General features: G+C 70.6%; 19 protein-coding genes and 1 pseudogene. 11 read left to right on the top strand and 9 right to left on the bottom strand.

The window, feature by feature from the left end; all coding sequences use genetic code 11:
- The first annotated feature begins 6 nt into the window (after positions 1-6).
- The 4 genes from QWI33_RS10215 (at position 7) to QWI33_RS10200 (ending at position 4097) form a co-directional block, all read left to right on the top strand.
- Positions 7-960 carry a TIM barrel protein gene (locus tag QWI33_RS10215; protein ID WP_289957148.1) on the top strand — a complete coding sequence of 318 codons (954 nt, stop codon included), beginning with the start codon at positions 7-9 and terminating at the stop codon, positions 958-960.
- A 29-nt stretch (positions 961-989) separates the two neighbouring features.
- Positions 990-1997 carry a Gfo/Idh/MocA family protein gene (locus QWI33_RS10210; protein ID WP_289957147.1) on the top strand — a complete coding sequence of 336 codons (1008 nt, stop codon included), beginning with the start codon at positions 990-992 and terminating at the stop codon, positions 1995-1997.
- A gap of 173 nt (positions 1998-2170) precedes the next feature.
- A complete protein-coding gene (locus QWI33_RS10205) occupies positions 2171-3208 on the top strand; it encodes a TRM11 family SAM-dependent methyltransferase (protein ID WP_289957146.1) in 1038 nt (345 codons plus the stop codon).
- Positions 3209-3266: 58 nt separating this feature from the next.
- Complete coding sequence (locus QWI33_RS10200) at positions 3267-4097, top strand: DUF817 domain-containing protein (protein WP_289957145.1); 831 nt, start codon at positions 3267-3269, stop codon at positions 4095-4097.
- A gap of 46 nt (positions 4098-4143) precedes the next feature.
- Here QWI33_RS10200 and QWI33_RS10195 read toward each other — a convergent pair whose 3' ends face one another.
- Positions 4144-5412, bottom strand: a complete 1269-nt coding sequence (locus tag QWI33_RS10195) for a phytase (RefSeq protein ID WP_289957144.1) — start codon at positions 5410-5412, stop codon at positions 4144-4146.
- 342 nt (positions 5413-5754) lie between these two features.
- Here QWI33_RS10195 and QWI33_RS10190 point away from each other — a divergent pair, with 342 nt between their 5' ends.
- Positions 5755-6027: an HIT family protein gene (locus QWI33_RS10190; RefSeq protein ID WP_289957143.1), complete on the top strand. Its 273-nt coding sequence runs from the start codon at positions 5755-5757 to the stop codon at positions 6025-6027.
- On the opposite strand, the gene QWI33_RS10185 is transcribed toward QWI33_RS10190, so the two are convergent.
- From QWI33_RS10185 to QWI33_RS10175, 3 genes are read right to left on the bottom strand one after another with little or no spacing between them, the layout of a single operon-like run.
- A complete protein-coding gene (locus QWI33_RS10185; RefSeq protein ID WP_289957142.1) occupies positions 5990-8083 on the bottom strand; it encodes an iron ABC transporter permease in 2094 nt (697 codons plus the stop codon). The genes QWI33_RS10190 and QWI33_RS10185 overlap by 38 nt on opposite strands.
- Positions 8080-9075: an ABC transporter substrate-binding protein gene (locus tag QWI33_RS10180; RefSeq protein WP_289957141.1), complete on the bottom strand. Its 996-nt coding sequence runs from the start codon at positions 9073-9075 to the stop codon at positions 8080-8082. Before QWI33_RS10180 ends, QWI33_RS10185 begins: the two co-directional genes overlap by 4 nt.
- Before the next feature lie 10 nt (positions 9076-9085).
- Positions 9086-9919, bottom strand: coding sequence for an ABC transporter ATP-binding protein (locus tag QWI33_RS10175; RefSeq protein ID WP_289957140.1), 834 nt, complete (start codon positions 9917-9919; stop codon positions 9086-9088).
- Positions 9920-10181: 262 nt separating this feature from the next.
- On the opposite strand from QWI33_RS10175, the gene QWI33_RS10170 reads away from it, so the two are divergent.
- Positions 10182-10475 carry a helix-turn-helix domain-containing protein gene (locus QWI33_RS10170; RefSeq protein WP_289957139.1) on the top strand — a complete coding sequence of 98 codons (294 nt, stop codon included), beginning with the start codon at positions 10182-10184 and terminating at the stop codon, positions 10473-10475.
- A gap of 58 nt (positions 10476-10533) precedes the next feature.
- Here the strand turns inward: QWI33_RS10170 and QWI33_RS10165 are convergent, their stop codons facing one another.
- Positions 10534-10815 (bottom strand): Smr/MutS family protein, encoded by a 282-nt coding sequence (locus QWI33_RS10165; RefSeq protein WP_289957138.1) that lies wholly within the window; start codon positions 10813-10815, stop codon positions 10534-10536.
- 9 nt (positions 10816-10824) lie between these two features.
- Positions 10825-11748 carry a cation diffusion facilitator family transporter gene (locus tag QWI33_RS10160; RefSeq protein ID WP_289957137.1) on the bottom strand — a complete coding sequence of 308 codons (924 nt, stop codon included), beginning with the start codon at positions 11746-11748 and terminating at the stop codon, positions 10825-10827.
- 392 nt (positions 11749-12140) lie between these two features.
- Here QWI33_RS10160 and QWI33_RS10155 point away from each other — a divergent pair, with 392 nt between their 5' ends.
- Entirely contained in the window at positions 12141-13358 is a 1218-nt protein-coding gene (locus QWI33_RS10155; RefSeq protein ID WP_289957136.1) for an MFS transporter, read from the top strand.
- A 24-nt stretch (positions 13359-13382) separates the two neighbouring features.
- Here QWI33_RS10155 and QWI33_RS29345 read toward each other — a convergent pair.
- Together QWI33_RS29345 and QWI33_RS10150 are read right to left on the bottom strand one after the other, a co-directional pair.
- Positions 13383-14021, bottom strand: a pseudogene (locus tag QWI33_RS29345) (Pr6Pr family membrane protein); the annotation flags it as partial.
- Between the two features lie 150 nt (positions 14022-14171).
- Positions 14172-15140, bottom strand: a complete 969-nt coding sequence (locus tag QWI33_RS10150) for an AraC family transcriptional regulator (RefSeq protein WP_289957135.1) — start codon at positions 15138-15140, stop codon at positions 14172-14174.
- 152 nt (positions 15141-15292) lie between these two features.
- Here QWI33_RS10150 and QWI33_RS10145 point away from each other — a divergent pair, with 152 nt between their 5' ends.
- The gene (locus tag QWI33_RS10145; RefSeq protein ID WP_289957134.1) at positions 15293-15721 is read left to right on the top strand and encodes a DUF6069 family protein; all 429 of its coding nucleotides are present in this window, start codon (positions 15293-15295) and stop codon (positions 15719-15721) included.
- 72 nt (positions 15722-15793) lie between these two features.
- On the opposite strand, the gene QWI33_RS10140 is transcribed toward QWI33_RS10145, so the two are convergent.
- A complete protein-coding gene (locus QWI33_RS10140; RefSeq protein ID WP_289957133.1) occupies positions 15794-16552 on the bottom strand; it encodes a VOC family protein in 759 nt (252 codons plus the stop codon).
- A 157-nt stretch (positions 16553-16709) separates the two neighbouring features.
- Between QWI33_RS10140 and QWI33_RS10135 the strand changes: the two genes are divergently transcribed.
- From QWI33_RS10135 to QWI33_RS10125, 3 genes are all read left to right on the top strand, one after another.
- On the top strand, positions 16710-17084 hold the full coding sequence (locus QWI33_RS10135) for a VOC family protein (RefSeq protein ID WP_289957131.1): 375 nt from the start codon (positions 16710-16712) through the stop codon (positions 17082-17084).
- 59 nt (positions 17085-17143) lie between these two features.
- The gene (locus tag QWI33_RS10130; protein WP_289957130.1) at positions 17144-17881 is read left to right on the top strand and encodes a hypothetical protein; all 738 of its coding nucleotides are present in this window, start codon (positions 17144-17146) and stop codon (positions 17879-17881) included.
- A 405-nt stretch (positions 17882-18286) separates the two neighbouring features.
- Positions 18287-20041 carry an HNH endonuclease signature motif containing protein gene (locus tag QWI33_RS10125; RefSeq protein WP_289957129.1) on the top strand — a complete coding sequence of 585 codons (1755 nt, stop codon included), beginning with the start codon at positions 18287-18289 and terminating at the stop codon, positions 20039-20041.
- Positions 20042-20186 lie beyond the last annotated feature (145 nt).

The following is a 20186-nucleotide window of genomic DNA, read 5'->3' as shown; positions in this document are numbered from 1 at the left end:
CCGTCAATGACGACGCCAACGCACGGCTCGCAGGCTTCGCCGAGAGCGCAAGCGCCGAACCTCCGGCTCGGCTCGGCCCCGGACTCGTGGGGCGTGTGGTTCCCCGAGGACGAGCGGCAGCTGCCGTACGAGCGGTTCCTGGACGAGCTGGCCGGCGCCGGCTACGAATGGCTCGAGCTCGGCCCGTACGGGTACCTGCCGACCGACCCGGCGGTGCTGACCGACGAGCTCGGCGAGCGCGGCCTCAAGGTCTCCGGAGGCACCGTGTTCGGGAACCTCCACCGGCCCGAGCTGTTCGACCAGACGCTCGACATCGTCGGGAAGGTCGCGAAGCTGACCGCCTCGCAGGGCGCGACGCACGTGGTGCTCATCCCGCCGCTGTTCCGCGACGAGAAGACCGACGCGGTCAACGACGTGACCGAATGGGACGCCGCGCAGTGGGCCACGGTGCACGCCGCCGCCAACCGCCTCGGGAAGCAGATGTTCGAGGAGCACGGCGTCCGCATCGACCTGCACCCGCACGCGGACTGCCAGATCATGACGCAGCCGCAGATCGAGACGTTCCTGGACGGCACCGACTCGGACTTCGTGTCGCTGTGCCTGGACACCGGTCACGTCGCGTACGGCGGCGGCGACAATGTGGACCTGATCCGCCGCTACGGCGAGCGGATCGGCTACGTGCACATCAAGCAGATGGACCCCGAGATCCTGCGGCAGGTGCGCGACGAGGGCCTGGGCTTCGGCGAGGCCGTCAAGCGCGGCGTGTGCGTGGAGCCGCCCGCGGGCGTGCCGTACCCGGCCGACATCGTCGCCGAGCTCGCCACGCTCGACGCGGAGCTGTTCGTGATCGTCGAGCAGGACCTGTACCCGTGCGAGCCCGACGTCCCCTACCCGATCGCGGTGCGCACCCGCGAGTACCTGGGCGGCTGCGGCCTCGGCGCCGGCCGTCAGCAGTCCTGAGCAGTTCGAATGAGTGAGGACGGAACACCATGAGCATCGGCATCGGCCTGATCGGCACCGGCTGGATCGGCGAGCAGCACGTGCACCGGCTGACGGACGTCGTGGCCGGGGCGCGGGTCGTCGCGGTCTCGGACATCGACCCCGAATCGGCGGGGAAGGTCGCGGCCTCGGTGGGCGCGCGCGTGATCGACACCGCCGACCGGCTGATCGCCGACCCCGAGGTCGAGGCGGTGGTCGTGACCTCCTGGGGCCCGGCCCACGCCGAGCAGGTGCTCGCCTGCATCGCCGCCGGGAAGCCGGTGTTCTGCGAGAAGCCGCTCATCACCGAGACCGCCGACGGGGTGCGGATCCTCAAGGCCGAGCAGGCCGCCGGGCGCCGCCTCGTGCAGGTCGGGTTCATGCGCCGCTACGACGCCGGGTACCGGCAGATGAAGCGCGTCCTCGACGCGGGCGAGATCGGCGAGCCGCTGATGGCGCACTGCGTGCACCGCAACCCGAACGTGCGCGAGGCCTACACGACCGAGATGGCCGCCAAGGACACCGCCGTCCACGAGGTCGACGCGATGCGCTGGCTCCTCGGCGAGGAGTTCACCACCGTGCAGACCATCCTGCCGCGCAAGACCTCGAAGCGGTTCCCGCACCTGCAGGACCCGCAGATCTTCCTGTTCGAGACCGCCTCGGGGGCGCGTGTCGACGTCGAGGCGTTCGTGAACTGCCAGTACGGCTACGACATCCAGTGCGAGATCGTGGGCGAGGACGGCGCGGTGCGCCTGCCCGACCCGGCCGCGCCCGTGGTCCGCAAGGGCGCCAAGGCGAGCGCTGAGGTGCTGCAGGAGTTCGGCGACCGCTTCGCCGACGCCTTCGACGTCGAGCTCCAGGACTGGGTCGACCGTCTGCTCGGGGGCCAGGAGCCGACCGGACCATCCTCATGGGACGGTTTCGCGGCCACGGTGGTCGTGGACGCGGCCGTGCGCTCGCTGCACTCGGGCGAGATCGTCCCGATCGAGCTGCCCGAACGCCCGGACTTCTACGCGTAGACCGGCGCCGGGGGGCGGTGGCAGGGCCTGCGCAGTCCGAGCGGGCGCCGCCCCCGGATCCTCGGCCTCGCTGCGCCGCCCGGCGGCGTTTGCTAAGGTCACGCTAGTCAAGGCCCCGGCCGGCAGGCCGGGGCCTTTCACGTGTCCGATGGTCCTTGAAGGTTTGCAAGTCGATGCAGCAGTACGCGATGTTGATATCGCCCTCCGCCAACCGCGTGTACGCGCGCACCGCCGCCCGCATGGCGGCGAACGAGATCCGGGTCTTCAGCGCCCACGCGCTCGACGGCGCGATCGCGGACGTCGAGGAGGCCGCCTTCGGCGGCGTCCCGTACCTCACGTTCCGCTCCGATTCGCTGAGCGCCCGCGACCTGAAGCTGCTCGCGAACCTCTCCTCCCTGTACGCGCTGTTCGCGGTGCGCGGCGAGATGCTGGAGCCGATCGCGGTCGAGCGGCTCGACCGGTACGACGACGACCTCGTCACCATCCTCAAATACGTGGGCAAGACCAACGAGCAGTTCACAAAGCTGCTGCTCAACGTCACCGCCGCGGTGGCCCTCGACCCGGACCGGCTCCTTGCCGGCGACGTCACGGTGCTCGACCCGATGTGCGGGCGCGGCACGACCTTGAACCAGGCCGCGATGTACGGCTGGGACGCGTTCGGCGTGGAGGTCGACAAGCGCGACTTCGAGACGTACAGCGCGTTCGTGCAGCGCTGGCTGAAGGACAAGCGGCTCAAGCACCACGCGGTCCAGAGCCGGGTGAAGCGCGAGGGCCGCGGGGTCGGGCAGCGCACCCGGGTCGAGTTCGCGGCGACGAAGGAGCGCCACCGCGCGGGGGACCTGCAGGTGGTGGAGATCGTCAACGCGGACACGCTGCGCAGCGGCGAGGTCTTCCGCAAGGGCGCCTTCGATCTCATCGTGACCGACGCGCCGTACGGCGTGCAGCACGCGGCGGTGAAGGACACGCGGGCGCTGACGCGCAAGCCGACCGAGGTCCTGGAGGCGGCGGTCCCGGTCTGGGCGGACCTGCTGCGCCGGGGCGGGGCGATCGGGCTCTCGTGGAACCTCTACACGACCGGCCGCGCCGATCTCGTTGCGATCCTTGAGGAAGCGGGCCTCGAAGTCATGGACGCGGCGCCGTTCCTCGACTTCGAGCACCGCGTCGACCAGGCCATCAACCGCGACCTGGTCGTGGCCCGCAAGCCGAAGTAGGGCGGTCTCGGCCTCGGCGGGACTTGGCAGGGACGCGAAGGTCCGTCACGATGGGTCGATGTCGTTCTTGTGGAGGATGCGGCCGGGCCGCGAGCGGACCCCGTTCACCTTGGGCCGCTTGATAGGGCAATTGTGGCGATTCGGACTGCTGGAGGCGCGCGCCTGCGTGTTCGCGGTCGCGATCTTCCTCGGCCTGGCGGCCTCGGCGGTGATGCCGCTGCCGCTGGAGCGCGGCGACGCGCTGTTCGTCTACGGGATGGGCATGACCCTGTTCTTCCTGCTGTTCAGCTCCGACACGTGGAAGGAGCTGCTGCTCGTCACGGGCTTCCACGCCCTCGGCCTCGGGTTCGAGCTGGTGAAGGTGGCGATCGGCTCGTGGACGTACCCGGACCTCGGGGTGCTCGCCGTCGGCGGCGTGCCGCTGTACAGCGGGTTCATGTACGCGGCCGTGGGCAGTTTCGTGTGCCGGTCGTGGCGCCTGCTGCGGCTGCGGATCGAGGGCTACCGGCTGTGGGCGACCACCGCGGTGAGCCTGCTGATCTACCTGAACTTCCTGTCCAGCGGCTGGCTGTTCGACATCCGGCTGGCGCTCACGGTGCTGCTGGTCTTCATCACACTGGGCACGTGGGTGCATTTCACCGTGGGCGACGCGGAGTACCGGATGCCCCTGGCCCTGTCGTTCACGCTCATCGCCGTGTTCCTGTGGATCGCGGAGAACATCGGGACCTACTTCGGCGCGTGGGTGTACCCGCATCAGGCCGACGGCTGGGAGCCGGTCCACCTCTCGAAGCTCTGGGCCTGGGCGCTGCTGGTGACGGTCTGCTTCACGCCGGTGGCGGCGTGGAAGGTCCGCACGGAGACGAAGCTGCTGCCGAGCGCCGCGGAATGAGCGCCGCCGGGTCCTGGGGGCCCCAGCGGCGCGCTGCGGGGTGCGGTCAGCGGCGTCCGCGGGCCTGGGCGAGGCCGAGGCCGCTGTCCTCGGCCACGTCCTCCCACTCCAGGAACTTGAAGTTCGTGCTCGACTCGTCGCTGCCCTCAGGCGTGTTGTCGCCGTCCTGGACGACCAGGAGGCCCCCGTCGAAGCCGGGGAGGCTCACGTTCACGACGTCCGCGCCGTCGCTGTGCTGGGTCGAGTCGACGTCGCCGTCACCGATCGCGAAGGAGCCGATGTACCGGTTGCCGTTCGTGAGGGAGTAGACGGCGAACGTGTCGTCGCCCTGGCTGGAGGCGAGCAGGTAGCCCTTGCCGCGGCCCGTGGAGTAGATGGTGAGGCCCTCGATGTCGGTGCGCAGCACGTCGCCGCCGAAGCCGGGGTTCTCGCCGTACTCGCACTCGTCGGTCTCGGCGTTGTAGGCGCCGGGCAGGCCGAACTCGACGGCGGTGTCCACGAGCTCGGGCTCACCGGTGAGGTCGGCGCTGACCTTCCAGATGCCGACGAGCTCCTGGCCGAGGTAGGCGGTGCCGCTGGCCTTGTCGACGACCATGCCTTCGACCTGCGCGTACTGGCCGGGGTCGTCGCAGGTGGTCCAGGTCGAGCCGTCGGGCATCGTGAACTCGGCGGGGAGGGCGAGGGTGCGGATCTTCTCCCAGCCCACGGTGTCGCCGTTCGCGACCAGCTTCAAAAGGGCCACTTCGGTCTCGGAGTTGCGGCTGACGAGGACGTATGCGCCGGTCTCGTCCTGCCAGGTGGTGAGGCCGTACGCGGTGTGCTCGCCGTTGACCTCGTCCTGCGACTCGCTGAAGATCCAGCCGGTGTCGGGGTCGGTCACCTCTTCCAGCTCTCCGTCATCGATCGCGAAGATGCCCAGGTCGTCCATGCCGCGGTCGGAGGCCACCGCGAGGTCGACCTCCTCGCCGCCGAGTTCGAAGCCGCGCACCAGGTCCACGTTGTTGTAGCGGCCGGGCGCGTCGTCCTCGCCGGGGGCGGGATCGGGCGCGACGTGCTGGACCTCCTCGCCGTCGAGGCCGTAGACGTAGAGGCCGGCCTCTTTGGCGGTGGTGATGACGAGGCTGTCCTCGCGGTCGTCCGGGTCGACCCAGATCGCGGGGTCGTCGGCGTCGGCGTCGTCGTCCGCCCAGAGCGCGGGGGTCTCGAGCTCGGCGGTCACTTCGTCGTCGCCGCGGGGATGGGCCTGCGCCGAGGCGGCGCACACCAGCACCGCGGCCGTGCCGCAGGCGGTGAGGGTCAGAAGGCGGGAAAGCAAGGAGGCTCCTCGAATCGGGGGTCGCGCTGTCGACTCGATGCTCGGTCCTCCCCGTGAACCCCGGGTGAACGCCGCTCGACCCGCCGGGCGAATTCCCCGCTCCGGCGGCCCGCTACCGTGGGGCGATGGAGACCTCGCACGAGCCGCCCGGATACCACTGCCCGTTCTGCAATCTCCTTGCGGGACACAGCGACGGGGTCACCAATGTCGAGGACGTCGTGCGCCGCGACGAGCACGCCGCGGCGTTCGTCTCGCCGCGCTGGTGGCCGAACAACCGCGGCCACGTGCTCGTAGTGCCGACCGGGCACCACGAGAACCTGTACTCGGTACCGGCCGACGCCTATGCGGCCGTGGGGGACCTGGTGCGGGAGGTCGCCGTCGCGCCGCGAGACCTACGGCTGCGACGGCGTCTCCACGCGCCAGCACAACGAGCCCGCCGGGAACCAGGACGTCTGGCACCTGCACGTCCACGTCTTCCCGCGCTACGAGGGCGACCGGCTGTACGCGACGAAGGCGCTCCCCGGCTGGGCCGCGCCGGAGGAGCGCCAGGTGTACGCCGAGCGGCTGCGCGCCTCCTTCACGTCCGGGTCCGGGTCCTCCACAGGAGCCAGATGAAGTAGGGGGTCCCTATGAGGGCGCAGACCAGGCCCGCGGGGATCTGGGCGGGGGCGATCACGGTGCGGCCCAGGGTGTCCGAGAGGCTCACCAGGAGCACGCCGATGAGGATCGACACCGGCAGCACCCGGGTGTGCCTGCTGCCGACCAGGGCCCGCGCCAGGTGCGGTGCGACCAGGCCCACGAAGCCGATCACGCCGACCACCGCCACGGCGGCGGCGGTGAGGAGCGCGGCGGCGCCGAGCAGGAGCAGGCGGGTCCGCTCCAGGCGCACGCCGAGCACGCGCGGCGTGTCGTCGTCGAGCGCGAGGAGGTCGATCTCCTTGCGGTGCGCCAGGATCAGCGGCAGCACCACCACGAGGGCGGCGGCGAGCGGGATCAGCCGGTCGGCCGTGCGCCCGTACGTGGTCCCCGAGAGCCAGGTCATCGCCTTCGGGATGTTCCACGGGTCCGAGGCCAGGATGATGAGCGTGATCGCGGCCATCCCGAACGACCACACGCCGATGCCGATGAGCACCAGCCGCGACGTGTCGAGCCCGCCCCGCCACGCGAGGGCGTAGACCAGCGCGAAAGCGCCGAGACCGCCTACGGCCGCAACGCCGGTGACGGTCCAGGCCCCGGCCGTGGGCACCCACGTGATGAGGGCGACCGCGCCGACGCCCGCCCCGGCGGTGACGCCGAGGAGCCCGGGTTCGGCGAGCGGGTTGCGCAGGATCCCCTGCGTGACCGCCCCGGCGCACGCGAGCGCGGCGCCGGCGAGGATCGCGGCGATGACGCGCGGGTAGCGCTGGTCGATGATCCACGTGTACGAGTCGCCCGTGGTCCCGGCCACCCAGTTGACGAGGTCGCCGCCCAGGAGCATCGTGTCCCCGGCGAGCATCCCGCCGATGAGGGCGGCCGCCGCGGCGGCGGCCAGCCCGATCCAGATGAGGGTGAAAGCGAGGCGGCTGCGATTCGCGGCGCCGTGCAGGATCGCGGGCCGGTCCTCGCCGCCGCCGCTGGCGACCGAGCGGGCCAGCCACACCATGACGCCCGCGCCGAGGAGCGTGGTCGCCACGCCCACGGGCACTTCGATGCTCTTCTCGGCGCCCAGGACCGCCCGGACGGCGAGGTCGGCGGCGACGATGACGAGCGCCCCGCACAAGGCGCTGAACGGGATCAGGACGCGGTGTGCGAGCAGCACCGGCACCCGCACGGCGATCTGCCGCGCGATGACGGGGGCCGCGAGGCCGACGAAGCCGATCGGGCCCGCCACCGTGACCGCGCACGCGGCGAGCAGCAGCGAGCAGACGACGGCGACGAGGCGGGTGCGGCGCACGTGGACGCCGAGGCTGGAGGCGGTGTCGTCGCCCAGGCGCAGCAGGTCCAGGCGCGGCGCACTGAGGACCGCCACGGCGACCGCGATGAGCACGAGCGGCGCGGCCTGCACGATGGTGCCGAACCCGGCCAGGTTGAGATTGCCCGAGCCCCAGGCGTACAGGCCCGTCGTCTCCTCCTGGAACAGGAGCACCAGGAGGGTCACCAGGGAGTTCGCGGCCATCGCGGTCGCGGACCCGGCGAGGATCAGGCGGGTCGTGGCGGACTCGCCGCCGCCCGCCGAGAGCGCGAGCACGAGCCCCGCCGTCAGCAGCGCACCGGTGAACGCCACACCGATCCCCGAGAGCAGCGGGAGCGTGAGCCCGAACGCCGCCACGGCCGTGACGGCCAGGTGCGCGCCCGCGTTCACCGCGAGCGTGTCCGGGCTCGCGAGGGGGTTGCGCGCCACCGACTGCAGCAGCACGCCGGAGGCGCCGAGCGCGATCCCGGTGAGCACCGCGCCCGTCAGCCGGGGCAGCCGCGCGCCTTCGAGGACGTTCCACACGGCCGGGTCGGCGCTGCCCGTGAGCAGCCGCAGCAGGTCCCCGCCGTCCACAGCGGACGTCCCCTGGGTGAGGTGGAGGGCCGCCAGCGCGACGAGCGCCCCGACCGCGGCGGTGAAGACCGCCGCGGTCGGGAGGAGGCGCGGGCCCGCAGGGCCCGTCACCGCAGGCCGCGCCGGCGGGCGGACGGTGCTCAACTGGCGTAGACCTCGGCGAAGTAGTCGAGGACGGCGCCTGAGGAGCGCGGGCCGCCGAAGGTCCAGACGCTGTGCGGCAGTTCGTACATGCTGCCGTCCTTGACGAACTTCAGGCCGTCCCAGATCGGGTTGCCGACGAGCTTCTCGTTGAAGATGTCGTCGTTGTACGAGTTGTTGTAGATGAACTTCAGCTCGGTGTCGGTGTACTGGGCCATGCCCTCGACGTCGGTGCCGCCCAGGCCCCACGCCGCGTCGGTCTCACCGGTCCAGGCGTTCTCCAGGCCCAGGGCGGTGCCGAGGGCGCCGACGAGCGAGCCGGAGCCGAAGGGGCGGATGGAGATCGCGTCGCCCTCGACCCAGCCGTCGGCGTACAGGTAGGGGACGCTGCCGGTGCCGGCGGCCTCAATGGCGGTCCTGGTGGCGTCGATCTTCGACTGGAGCTCCGCCCACAGCGCGTCCGCCTCGGCGGTCGTGCCGGTGAGTTCGGCGATCATGTCGACGTCGCGCTGCATCCGCGCGAGGTTGTCGGCGGCGTTGGAGCCCTCGACGACCAGGACGGGGGCGAACGCCTCGATCTGCTCGATGAGGGCCTCGTCGTCGGGCTCCATGATGATCAGGTCCGGGCTGAGCCCGGCGATCGCGTCCACCGAGGGCTCCTGGCGGGTGCCGACGTCGACGACCGATTCGTCCATGGGCTCCGAGGCGCCCACCCAGGTGTTGTACCCCTCGAGGTCGGCCGCGCCGACGGGCATGACGCCGAGGCTCGCGGCGATCTCGGTCTCGGCCCATTCGAGGGTCACGACCTTCGCGGCGGGCGCGTCGAGTTCGACGGTGCGGCCGAGGAAGTCGGTGACCGACACGGGGCCGGACTCGGCCTCCGTCGCCTCGTCGCCGGCGCCTTCCTCGGTGGTGCCGCACGCGGAGGCGGCGAGGAGCGCGGCGGCGGCCAGTGCCGCGGGCACGGCGGAGCGCTTGAGGTGGGGGATTCGCATCGGGTTCCTTCTATTCGGTGGCGGTGCTCGCGAACCTGCTGCTGTGCCGGCCGATGGGCCGGGCAGTGAGCAGGCCGGTCGCGGGGTCGGTGTCGACGCGGATGTCGATGCCGTATGCGGCGGTGAGGTTCTCGGCGGTGAGGACCTCTGACGGGGTGCCGGTGGCCTTGACGCGGCCGTCGTGGAGGAGGACCACATGGTCGGCGACCGCGGCGGCCTGGTCGAGGTCGTGCAGGACGATGCCGACGGCCGTGCCGTGCTCGTCGGCGAGGTCGCGCACGAGGTCGAGGATCTCGACCTGGTAGCGCAGGTCGAGGTGGTTGGTGGGCTCGTCGAGGAGGAGCACGGCGGTGTCCTGGGCGAGGCAGGAGGCGAACCAGACCCGTTGGCGCTCGCCGCCGGAGAGCGCTTCGACGCCTTTCTCGGCCATGGCGGCGACGCCGCAGATCTCCATGGCGCGCTGGATCATCGCGGGGCCGGCTTCGTCGCCTTGGCGCCAGCGGCCGCGGTGGGGGTGGCGGCCGTAGCCGACGACGTCGACGACGCGGATGCCGCCGGGGACGGGCCGGGACTGGGCGAGGAGGGAGACGCGCCGGGCGAAGTCCTTGGGGCTCAGGGTGGCCGCGTCGATGCCGTCGGTGAATTCGACGGTGCCGTGGTCGGCCTTGTGGAGGCGGGCGAGGGAGCGCAGGAGGGTGGATTTGCCGGACCCGTTGGGGCCCAGGAGGGCCGTGACCTGGCCGCCGCGCAGGGTGATGTCGGCGTCGTGGACGACGGTCTCGCCGTCGTAGGCGAGGCGGAGGGCGCGCCCGTTCAAGCCGGGGTCAGTGGGGCCGTCTGGCATGTAGGCAAGGCTAACCTATCCCGTGCTACGGCGCATCTCGGCAGCTCAGCGATGTGACGAGGGCTCGGAACGGGCTCGTTATGCGCGATGAGTCCCATTCGCGCCCAAACGATCCTCATCAAGTGAGGAATCGGATACCACGCGTAAGAGTGAATTCCGGCGCGGCACTCTGGACTTGGCAGTGCCGGGTGGGGTCGACTGGTCCTAGGCGTCACCCGGCCGATGCACCCCGTGTCGGCTCGGCTCGCCAGAGAGGACCAACATGACACCGAATGCGAAGGTGGGGCCTTCGAGTGTCGTCATCGACGAGATCTGGACCGTCGAGCGAGTCAAGTCGCTCGGCGTGATGACGAATGTCGAGACGGCCGCGCAGATCCTCGGGATCGGCAGGACGGTCGCGTACCGGCTGGCGAAGGACGGACAGTTCCCCGTCCAGGTCCTTCGGATCGGCCACAGCTACCGGGTCCCGGTCCTGCGGCTGCTCGAGCTGCTCGGCGCGCCCGACCCGATGCTGGAGAGGGAACGAGTCGAGCGCGACCGGATCCTGATCGACTAGCGAACGCGCGACGGCGGCGCCGCCCCAGGGGAGGAGGCGGCGCCGCCGTCGGACATCACTACCGCTTCTTGCGCCTGTCCTTGTCCTTGTGCTGGAAGTGCACGAACAGCCGACCGAAGTTCTTCGAGTCCTTGTCCACCCGGTGGTACAGGGCCTTGATCTCCTTCTGGTCGAGGAACCTGAGCACCTTCTTCTTCAGCTGCCCCGAGCCCTTGCCGGGGATGATCTCCACGAGGTCGATCTTCTTCGCGACCGCCTCGTCGATCACCTCCCGCAGCGCCTTCTCGATCTGGTCGCCCTTGTTGAAGATGTCGTGCAGGTCCAGCACCAGTTTGGCCATGAGAGCACCTTAAGCGTCGGTGCGCGGGATGTCGGGCTCGATGTAGATGATCTTGGCCTTCGGCACGGCCGCGCGGATGCGCGCCTCGGCCGCGTCGATCTGCGCGGCGACCTGCTCGCCCGTGGCGGAGACGCCGATGCCGACCTTCGCGGCCACCAGCAGCTCGTCCGGGCCCACGTGCAGGGTCTTGAGGTGGATGAGGGTGTCGCCCTCGCCGTCGTTGATGGCGGTCTTGATCGCGTCGATGTCCTCCAGTGTCGCGGACTCGCCGATGAGCATCGAGCGGATCTCGATGGCGAGGACGATCGCGATGAGGACGAGCAGCACGCCGATGCTGAAGGTGCCCAGCGCGTCGAAGAGGATGTCGCCGGTGATCCACGAGAGGCTCACGCCGATCAGGGCGAGGATGAGGCCGACGAGCGCGCCGATGTCCTCCAGGAGGATCACGGGCAGCTCGGGCGAGCGGGAGCCCTTGATGAACTGCGTCCAGGTCTGGTTCCCGCGGACGTGGTTCGACTCCTTCACGGCGGTGCGCAGCGAGAACGACTCCAGGACGATCGCCACGAGCAGCACGCCGACCGCGACCTGCGGCCACTCCAGCTCGCCGCCGTGGCCGCGCTCGTGCCACTTGTGGTAGCCCTCGTACAGCGCGTACACGCCGCCGATGGAGAACAGGACGATCGAGACGATGAACGCGTAGATGTAGCGCTCGCGCCCGTACCCGAACGGGTGGGCCGGGCTCGCGGCCTTGCGCGAGGCCTTGCCGCCGATGAGCAGCAGGACCTGGTTGGACGCGTCGGCCACCGAGTGGACGCCCTCGGCCAGCATCGACGCCGAACCGGTGATCCCCGCCGCAATGAACTTGCTGATCGCGATCCCGGTGTTCGCCAATAGCGCCGCGACGATCGCCTTGGTGCCGCCTTCTGCTGACATCTGCTCGTCTTTCCTTCCGTAGGGGTGCGTGATACGCAGCATGGAGTCTGTCATGGCCCCGCCACACCTGACGCGACGAGGCCACGGCTTCCCGCCAGGCGTGCGAGTCGCGATGCGATGAAGTTCACCATTCCGAATCGCGCCGGACGGCGCTACCCTTGGGGACAGGCGACGCCCCAGCAGTACATCGTGCAGCTGGTCAGGGCAAACGCTCGTACACCGCCAAGGGCGGGCTCGCTATGGAGCCTCGCCCGGCCGAACGCCTCTCGCGAGGCCCGCAGCCCCTGTACGAGCCGAGCCCGTGTCACCGAGCGCGGACCGAGTGGTGGACCGGTTCCGGCGAATGAGTCCCAGGACTCTGACCCGAACCGAACCGCGAAAGGCCCGCCGCCGTGACCACTCTTGACGATCGCCCTACTTCCGCTCTGCCGACGACCGCCGTCGCCGCGCCCGAGCGCGCCACGCTCAAGCAGTGGCTCGCCGTCGCGGCCGTCGCCCTCGGCGTCTTCGTCGTCATGACCTCCGAGGTCCTTCCGGTCGGCCTGCTCACCCCGATCGGCTCCGAACTCGGCGTCTCCGCCGGCACGGCCGGCCTCATGGTCACCGTTCCCGGCCTCGTCGCCGCCATCGCCGCGCCCTTGAGCATCGTCTTCACCCGCCGGCTCGACCGCCGCCTCGTGCTCATCGGCCTGGCCGTGCTCGTCGCCGCCGCGAACGTCGGCGCCGCCCTGGCCTCCGGCTTCGAACTGCTCCTGGCGGCCCGCGTCCTCGTGGGCCTCTCCATCGGCGCGTTCTGGGCCGTCGCGGGCGGCATCGCCCTGCGCCTGGTCCCCAAACGCGACGTGCCCCGCGCGACCGCCGCCGTCTACGGCGGCATCGGCGCGGCCACCGTGCTCGGCGTTCCGGCCGGCACCCTCATCGGCGACCACTTCGGCTGGCGCGCCGCCATGTGGGCCCTCGCCGCGCTCGCGATCGTCGCCATGACCGCGATCGCGCTGCTCGTGCCGAAGCTCCCGTCGAACACCACGGTCTCGTTCGCGTCGCTCCCGAAGCTGGTGCGCGCCAACAAGGGCGTGCGCATCGGCCTGGCCCTGACCTTCTTCATCGTCACGGGCCACTTCATCGCCTACACCTTCATCAGCCCGATCCTCCAGGCCAACGGCATCGCCGCGGGCCACGTCAGCGCCCTGCTCCTCGCCTTCGGCGCGGCGGCCCTCATCGCCACCGTCGCCTCCGGCTCGCTCATCGGCACCCGCCTGCGCGGCACCCTCGCCGCGCTCGGCGTCGCGATGGCGCTCGGCATGGCGCTCATGGCGTTCGCGGTCGGCGACCTCTTCTCCGCCACGGCCGTCCTCGTGCTCTGGGGCGTCGGCTACGGCCTGGTCTCGCCGGTCCTGCAGACCTGGTACATGAACGCGGTCGAGCCCGGCGAAGTCGAGATCGCGACCTCCCTGAACACGGTCATGTTCAACCTGTCGATCGCGGTGGGCTCCTTCGCGGGCGGCTACGTCGTGGACGCGACCGCGCCCGGCGGCGTCCTCTGGATCGGCGCGCTCCTGCTCATCCCGGTCGTCGTGATCGCCGTCAAGGCCGCCCGCAAGCGCGCCTAAGCGCTGGAGCCTGCGGTCCGCCCAGGCGGCCACGAGCGCGAGTGCGAACGCCACGGCCAGGACGACCAGGATGTTGCCCAGCGACCTGAGGTAGCCGAGCTCGGCCACGTCGAGGAACGGGTACGGGTACCAGCCGGTGAGCGCGCCGTGCACGAGCGTGTAGGCGATCCAGGCGACGGGCCAGAGGAACGCGTACGCGATGACCCGCCGCTCGACCCAGCCGCGCGGGCCGACGAGGACCCAGCCGAGCACGGCCGCGATCGGCGAGACGACGTGCAGGCCCGCGTTCACCGCGGCGGCCATCCCTTGCGGGTCGGTCAGCGGCGCGAGCACGATCGCGAACACGAGCCCGGTGACCGCGATGCCCAGCAGCGCATCGAGGTGCAGCACCCGCATCAGCGGGCCGTCGCGGCCGGGCCGGAGCATCAGCAGGAGCGCGACCGCCAGCACGGCCACGTTGCTCTGGATCGTGAAGTAGCTGGCCAGGCGCACCAGCCGCACCGCCAGGCCGGCGGGGGCCGCCGCCTCGCTCGCGTTCACGTCGGTCCCGCCCTGCACGACCAGCACGGTCTGGACCACCAGGGACGCCAGCACGACCGCGAACAGCGCCGCGTACCAGACCCGGCGCGCCAGCAGCCGCTGCGCGCTCTCGCGGACCCCCATTTCGATGGCCATGCCGCCTCCTCGAATCGCCTGTCGGTCGACGGTACGTCCCGGGAGGCGCGCGTCCGGGGAGGCGGGCGGATCGGGCGGGCACGGGCTTGCGGTGGAGCGCCGGAGGGCGGTCCGCGGGGAGCGGTCGGCGGCCGCGGATCAGGCCGGGACGGTCTCGCGGTCGAACGCGGGCACCGCGGGCTCGCATGAGGGGGCCTGCTTCCGGAAGCGGCCCGGGGCTTGGCCGAAGTCGCGTTTGAACGCGGCCGCGAACGCGAACTCGGAGGCGTACCCGACCTGCCGGGCCACGGTCGCCAAGGGCGCGTCCGTGTCCGAGAGCAGCCGCGCGGCCAGCGTCAGCCGCCAGAACGTCAAGTACCCCAGCGGCGGCTGGCCCACCAGCTCGGTGAACCGCCGCGAGAACGCCGACCGCGAGAGCCCGGCGACCTCCCCGAGCGAGCTCACCGACCACTGCCGGGACGGTTCGGCGTGGATGGCCTGCAGCGCCGCCCCGACCGACCGGTCCGCGAGGGCCGCCGCCCAGCCGTCGAACCCGCAATGGCGCGCGTTGCCCTCCAGCAGCGCCCGCAGCAGGTACATCAGGACCGCGTCGAGCAGCGCCGACACGAGCGTGTCGCCGCCGCCGCGCTCGGCGCGCAGCTCGTGCTCGAGCATGCCGATCGCGCCCGCGAGTTCGGGCCGCGCCACCGGATCGGCGGGGATGCGGGTGAAGTCGGGTAGCGCGGCGAGCAGCGGATGGGTGCGCCCGGGCGCCATCGCGTACGCGAGGCAGACCATGACGTGCGTGGCCTCGGGGTCGTCCGCGGTGCGGAGGATGAGCCCCGCAGGGCCGGAGCCGTCGCACTCGGGCCCGGTCGGGGTGCTGAGCGAATCGGAGACGATCGTGTGGGAGCTGCCGCGGGGCACCACGAGCACGTCGCCCTCACCGACCTCGACGACCCGGCCCTCGGCGGTGGTCACGAACGCGTTGCCGCGCACCATGATCTGGACGCCGAACCCGTTCGCGTGGCTCCGGCGCTGATCGGAGAAGGGCGCCGAGAGCGAGAACCGGGCGGCGAAGGGCCGGCCGGTCCGCAGCACGGCCAAAACGTCGCTGAGCACATCCATGCGGCAACCCTAGCCAGCGCGGGCGCTGCACGGCAGGTCCGAGGACGATCGCGTATGAACCGAGGACGCTCGCAGATGGGCGCTCCGGGCTCCCGGCCATACCTTCGAAGGCGTTCCCCCGAACTCGAATCCCAAGGCACTGGAGTCAACGAATGTCCAAAACAGACGAACAAGTCGCGGTCGAGACCTCGGCCCCGGTCTGGCGCGCCCGACTGCTCGCCCTCGGCGCCACCATGGTCGCCGCCCTGATCGCCTGGGGCATAGCGAGTCTCGCCGGAGTCGAGCTGACCGCGAGCCAGCCCGGCCAGGACCCGGTGCCGATCGCGTGGTGGAACGTCGCCATGTCGGTCGTGCTCTTCGGCGGCGCCGGGTGGCTCGCCCGCGCGATCCTCGACCGCTTCGCCAGGAAGCGCGCGGTGCTCATCTGGCGCATCGGCGCCGGCGTCGTCTTCGCCCTCGAGGTCTTCCCGGTGGTCTTCACCGAAGCGAGCATCGGCACCAAGGTCTTCCTCGCGATCCTCCACGTGATCGTGGCCGCGATCCTCATCCCGGTCCTCGGGCGCCGCCTTCCCACGTCCTGATTCGGTACGACCTGGTGCCGCACAAGGCGAACGCCTCCCGCAGACACTCGCGGGAGGCGTTCGCGCCGATGCTCAGGTGATCGGGTGCAGATCGAGGTCAGGGTCCCGGCGGGTGATGCAGTACTCGAGGCCGCCGGGGTCGCGCATCACCTGCCACCAGTGGTGGCGCCGCACCTCCTCGGCCCCGAGCCCCACGTGCCGCTCGGTCTCGGCGTCGATGTCCGAGCAGGCCAGGTCCATGTGCGCGGTCGCGCTCTGCCCCTTCTCGGCGAGGTCCAAGCGCTGCAACAGGAATTGGAGCGGGAGCTCCGGCGGCGGCAGGAGCCGCCGGAACTCCCGAGTATCGGTCACGGTCTGCCGCCAGCCCGTGAAGGTCTGCCAGAACGCCATCTCGTGGTCGAACGCCTGCGGCGGAATGTCGATGCACAGCTGGTCCACCCGACTGCGCTGCCCGCCGGGCCAATCGAGCGGGGGCGGCACGGCCGCCTCCCCGTGGTGCTCGACGAGGCAGAACGCGAAGCCGCCGGGGGAGTGCAGGACCACCAAGCCGGGCTCCTCGTGGACCACGGTCGCGCCGAGCCCGATCGCCCGCTCCGCTTCGACTTCGACATCGTCCACGTGCAGGTCGAGGTGGCTGCCGCCTTCGCCCTCCCCGATGCGCTGCACTCGCAGGCACGGGTCGCCCTCCTTCGGCAGCAGGGTCGCGAACTCCCCGCCCGGGCCTCGCCGCTCCGAGAGGGTCGAGTCGGTCACCTTGAGCCAGAACGCAATGCCGTCCTCGAAGGCCTCGGCCGGATAGTCCCAGAACGCGGTCGTCCATCGAATCGCCATCCCCGCAGTCTAGAGAGGGCGAGCGCCGCTCACGCCCGTTTTCGGTGATCCGAGGACCGGTCCCGCAAGGGGAACCGACCCCGAAACCGCTGCCCGCCTGGCAGATCGCCCCGACTGCCGCGTGCCAGCCGATGCCGCTGTGGCGCATACTACGGCGATGGCCGTTGCTCTGCACCACATCGTCATCGACGCCCACGATCTGCCCGGTCTCGCCCGGTTCTGGGCCGCGGTCCTGCGCTGGGAGGTCGTCTCCGAGAAGGAGCGCGAAGTCATCATCGGCGCGGACCGGAACGCCGCGTGGGGGATCTGCTTCATGCCGGTCACCGAATCCAAGCGCGGGAAGAACCGCCTGCACTTCGACCTCAACGCCGAGAGCGCGGACGACCGCCTCGCCGAGATCGACCGTATCCTCGCCCTCGGCGCGACCCGGGTCGACATCGGCCAGACCGGTGACGAGTCCTGGACGGTCCTCGCCGACCCGGAAGGCAACGAGTTCTGCGTGGTCCGACCCAAACGGGACCTCATCGGCTGACCGTCGTGTCGTCTGGATACTCGCTTTCCCTGCGCCTCAGCGGCTGCTAGACATCGGCGATGACCGAAACGCAGCCGCTCACCTATGACGACGCCGTCCGCGCCGCCGAAGCCGACCCGGCCGTGGTCGGGCTGTTCCTCATCGGCTCGAATGCCATGGAAGGCTTGACGACAGAGCACTCCGACCACGACCTGTTCGTCATCACCGCCGAAGACGCCACGACCACTCTCGAACGCCACCACGGCATGCGCTCGACCGCGCTCGACCTCAACGTCATGCCCGTCAACGAGCTGCTGGGGGATGCCCTGCCCGAGTTCACGCGGTACGCCCTCGCCCGCAGCCGCGTCGTCCTCGACCGCACCAAAGGCCGCCTCACCGCGTACCTGTCAGGCAAGGCCCGCCTCGACCCGCAGACGGCCTTCGAGCGCGCCGCAGGGGTACTCGACGCCTACGCGAATTCCCTGTACCGATCGGTGAAGAACCAGCGCGACGGCCTTGCGCTGGCGGGCCGGCTCGACGCGGCCGACAGCATCGGCTACCTCCTCGACCTGCTGTTCACTCTGGACTGTCGGCCACGCCCCTACAACAAGTGCCTGGAGTGGGAACTGGAGCACTACCCGCTGCGCGGCTGGGACACCTCCGCGCTGCTCGACACCATCGGCCGCATCATCACGACCGCCGACACCGGCATCCAGCGGGGGCTCTTCGCTGAAGTGGAACGCAAGGCTCGCAATGCAGGGCACCACAAGATCCTCGACGATTGGGGCGACGACCTCCGCCTCATGCGCCCGGCTTGACGGCCTGCCTCGGTCAAGTCCCGCAGTGATGAGAGTGGTGGCGGTCGTCGCCGGGTGTCGGGCAGTCGATGGTGGCGGTCAAGGCCGGCGGCGACAAGAGGTTGAGGGTCGGTGCGGTCCGATCCTGGCCCTCGGGCAGTCGATGGTGGCGGTCAAAGCCGGCGGCGACAAGAGGTTGAGGGTCGGTGCGGTCCGCGCTCGGCCCTCGGGTGGGGCGAGCTCACCGTCGCCGACGCGTGCTTTTCATTGCGGCGCATGCAAAGTCAGCGGCAATATGAATAGTCCACACAGTAGTTTCACCCTTCCGGGTGATGTCGATCCAACTTCACCCTGTCATCATTGAATTACGACAAGCAAGCGAAAATTGCCAGCTTATTCGAGAAGACATCGAGGAGGTGAGGACCAATGGCCCCGACCATCCCCTCCCGAGCCTCCCTGGTCTGCGGTACCGGCCATGCCGAACGTGAAGCGCAGGCGGCCGTCATGCGCGCCGAGCTCGATGTCCTCGCCGCTCAATCTCGTGTCCGCGACGCAGCCGCTCTGCGAACGGTGCTGGCCTACACTTCGGCGGGCATGCACAAGGATCTCGACGGCCATTCCGGCATCCTCGAGTGGCTACGCGAATGCTTTGACTTCACCTACACCACCGCCTCTCAGATCGCCCGCATCGTGCGCCTGGCACCGAAGTTCCGGGTGCTGGCCGAGAGCGCACGCACGGGCGCGGCCAAGATCGACGCAGTCGCGTACGCGATGCTCGCTTTGGACCGCAAGGGCCTGAGGGTGCACGCCCGCATCCCCTATCACGACGGGCCGCAGCCCTCCCCCTACGACGCATCGGTGCAGTGCGAGACGCCTGAGGCCTTGATCAGGGAGTACTGCGTCCACGCCTCGCACGCGGAGCTGCGCGAGGCGATCGACCTTATCGCGGCGGCCCTGTTCGACCGGGTCGCAATGATGGACGAGGCCTCCCAGCAGGCGCTGGCGCATCTGGAGGTGACCGAGCGTCCCGATGGGATGTGGGATCTCGACGGGACCCTCACCGCCGACACCGGTCGCCTGCTCGACAAGTACTTGAAGACCGCGATCGCACCGCCGCGCCAGGACGAGGTCGACGCCGACGGTGTCATTCCTTCGCAGGCGAACCGGGCCGCGGAGGCCTTCCACCAACTGGTCGCCGCCGCCGGAACCGCCAAGGGGGCGCCGACTCGCCACGGCCACACCGCGACGCTCTCGCTGATCGCTGATGTCGAGGTGCTCAAGGGCGAGGTCTCCCTCGCCGACCACCCGGAGCGGACGCCTCGTCTGGAAGGCCGTCCGGTCGGGATCACCCGCGCGCGCCACCTGGCGTGTGAGGCCGGAGTGGTGCCGATGGTCTTCGACTACACCGAGGGCGAAGTGGTCGAACTGGGCCGCCACGAGCGGCTCCCCACAGCCCCGCTGCGCCGCAAGCTCGAGGCCGAGCAGGCTTCAGGGTGCGCTTGGCGGGGGTGCGGACGGCCGGTGTCCTGGCTCGAAGCGCACCACCTGGTGCACTGGCTCGATGGCGGGCCCACGGATGCCGAGAACCTGATCCTGCTGTGCCGCTTCCATCATGGGCGCCTCCATGCGGACGGGTGGCGGATCGAGAAGACCGGACCGGGCAAGGCGTTGATCACTCGTGCAGGCTGCACACCCGACACTCCCTGTGAGCGCTGCCCTGCGTGCGCTGAGGCGGGCCGAGTCACGAAGCCCTTGGTGGACACTGACGACCTGTCCGCGGTGTTCGACATCGATCTCGAACGCGAGGAATGGTCCCCGGTCCACCGGGCCGAACTTGACGCTCTCGCCCAGTACGGGACGGACAAGGCTATCGAAGCCGCCATGGCCGCCCGGTCCCGCGCGCGGGAGACCTACCGGACCCTGACCGCCGAGGCTGCGAGCGAAGCCGACACGGCTGCTCCGTCCGCGGGCCCAGTCGGGGAGCGGGATCGGAACGGGGAGAGAAAGGCCAACCGGCCGCCCGGGACACCGAGCGGAGCCACTCGACCCGCCGCTGTCCCACCGGATCTGACCGGTGAACGGTGGTCGGCTCTCGATCCGATCCCGTTCTTACATCGCCCTCGGCAGGCGGCACCTGTCGAGGGGAGACGCCGCAACGCCAACGCAGGCTGCATCCCGTAGGGGTTCGGCCCCATCGGCATGCCTGGACCTGGGTTGCAAGTGTGAGCGGCCAGATGTTCAGGGATGCGCAGCGGGCGTGATGGCACAGAATGACACGGGGCAACCCGGCCGGAGCGCGATCGCCGGGCCGGTCTCGGTCGCCGCT

It is taken from the genome of Glycomyces tritici (genome assembly GCF_030403505.1).
This window is presented reverse-complemented; position numbering and strand designations above follow the sequence as displayed.

What these genes read in the sequence shown, in the direction of transcription:
- QWI33_RS10190 (WP_289957143.1), top strand. Translation starts at nt 5,755, where the DNA reads ATGCGGCCGTGGGGGACCTGGTGCGGGAGGTCGCCGTCGCGCCGCGAG.
- QWI33_RS10205 (WP_289957146.1), top strand. Translation starts at nt 2,171, where the DNA reads ATGCAGCAGTACGCGATGTTGATATCGCCCTCCGCCAACCGCGTGTAC.
- QWI33_RS10145 (WP_289957134.1), top strand. Translation starts at nt 15,293, where the DNA reads ATGTCCAAAACAGACGAACAAGTCGCGGTCGAGACCTCGGCCCCGGTC.
- QWI33_RS10200 (WP_289957145.1), top strand. Translation starts at nt 3,267, where the DNA reads ATGTCGTTCTTGTGGAGGATGCGGCCGGGCCGCGAGCGGACCCCGTTC.
- QWI33_RS10160 (WP_289957137.1), bottom strand. Translation starts at nt 11,748, where the DNA reads ATGTCAGCAGAAGGCGGCACCAAGGCGATCGTCGCGGCGCTATTGGCG.
- QWI33_RS10170 (WP_289957139.1), top strand. Translation starts at nt 10,182, where the DNA reads ATGACACCGAATGCGAAGGTGGGGCCTTCGAGTGTCGTCATCGACGAG.
- QWI33_RS10215 (WP_289957148.1), top strand. Translation starts at nt 7, where the DNA reads ATGACGACGCCAACGCACGGCTCGCAGGCTTCGCCGAGAGCGCAAGCG.
- QWI33_RS10210 (WP_289957147.1), top strand. Translation starts at nt 990, where the DNA reads ATGAGCATCGGCATCGGCCTGATCGGCACCGGCTGGATCGGCGAGCAG.
- QWI33_RS10125 (WP_289957129.1), top strand. Translation starts at nt 18,287, where the DNA reads ATGGCCCCGACCATCCCCTCCCGAGCCTCCCTGGTCTGCGGTACCGGC.
- QWI33_RS10135 (WP_289957131.1), top strand. Translation starts at nt 16,710, where the DNA reads ATGGCCGTTGCTCTGCACCACATCGTCATCGACGCCCACGATCTGCCC.
- QWI33_RS10165 (WP_289957138.1), bottom strand. Translation starts at nt 10,815, where the DNA reads ATGGCCAAACTGGTGCTGGACCTGCACGACATCTTCAACAAGGGCGAC.
- QWI33_RS10150 (WP_289957135.1), bottom strand. Translation starts at nt 15,140, where the DNA reads ATGGATGTGCTCAGCGACGTTTTGGCCGTGCTGCGGACCGGCCGGCCC.
- QWI33_RS10130 (WP_289957130.1), top strand. Translation starts at nt 17,144, where the DNA reads ATGACCGAAACGCAGCCGCTCACCTATGACGACGCCGTCCGCGCCGCC.
- QWI33_RS10140 (WP_289957133.1), bottom strand. Translation starts at nt 16,552, where the DNA reads ATGGCGATTCGATGGACGACCGCGTTCTGGGACTATCCGGCCGAGGCC.
- QWI33_RS10180 (WP_289957141.1), bottom strand. Translation starts at nt 9,075, where the DNA reads ATGCGAATCCCCCACCTCAAGCGCTCCGCCGTGCCCGCGGCACTGGCC.
- QWI33_RS10175 (WP_289957140.1), bottom strand. Translation starts at nt 9,919, where the DNA reads ATGCCAGACGGCCCCACTGACCCCGGCTTGAACGGGCGCGCCCTCCGC.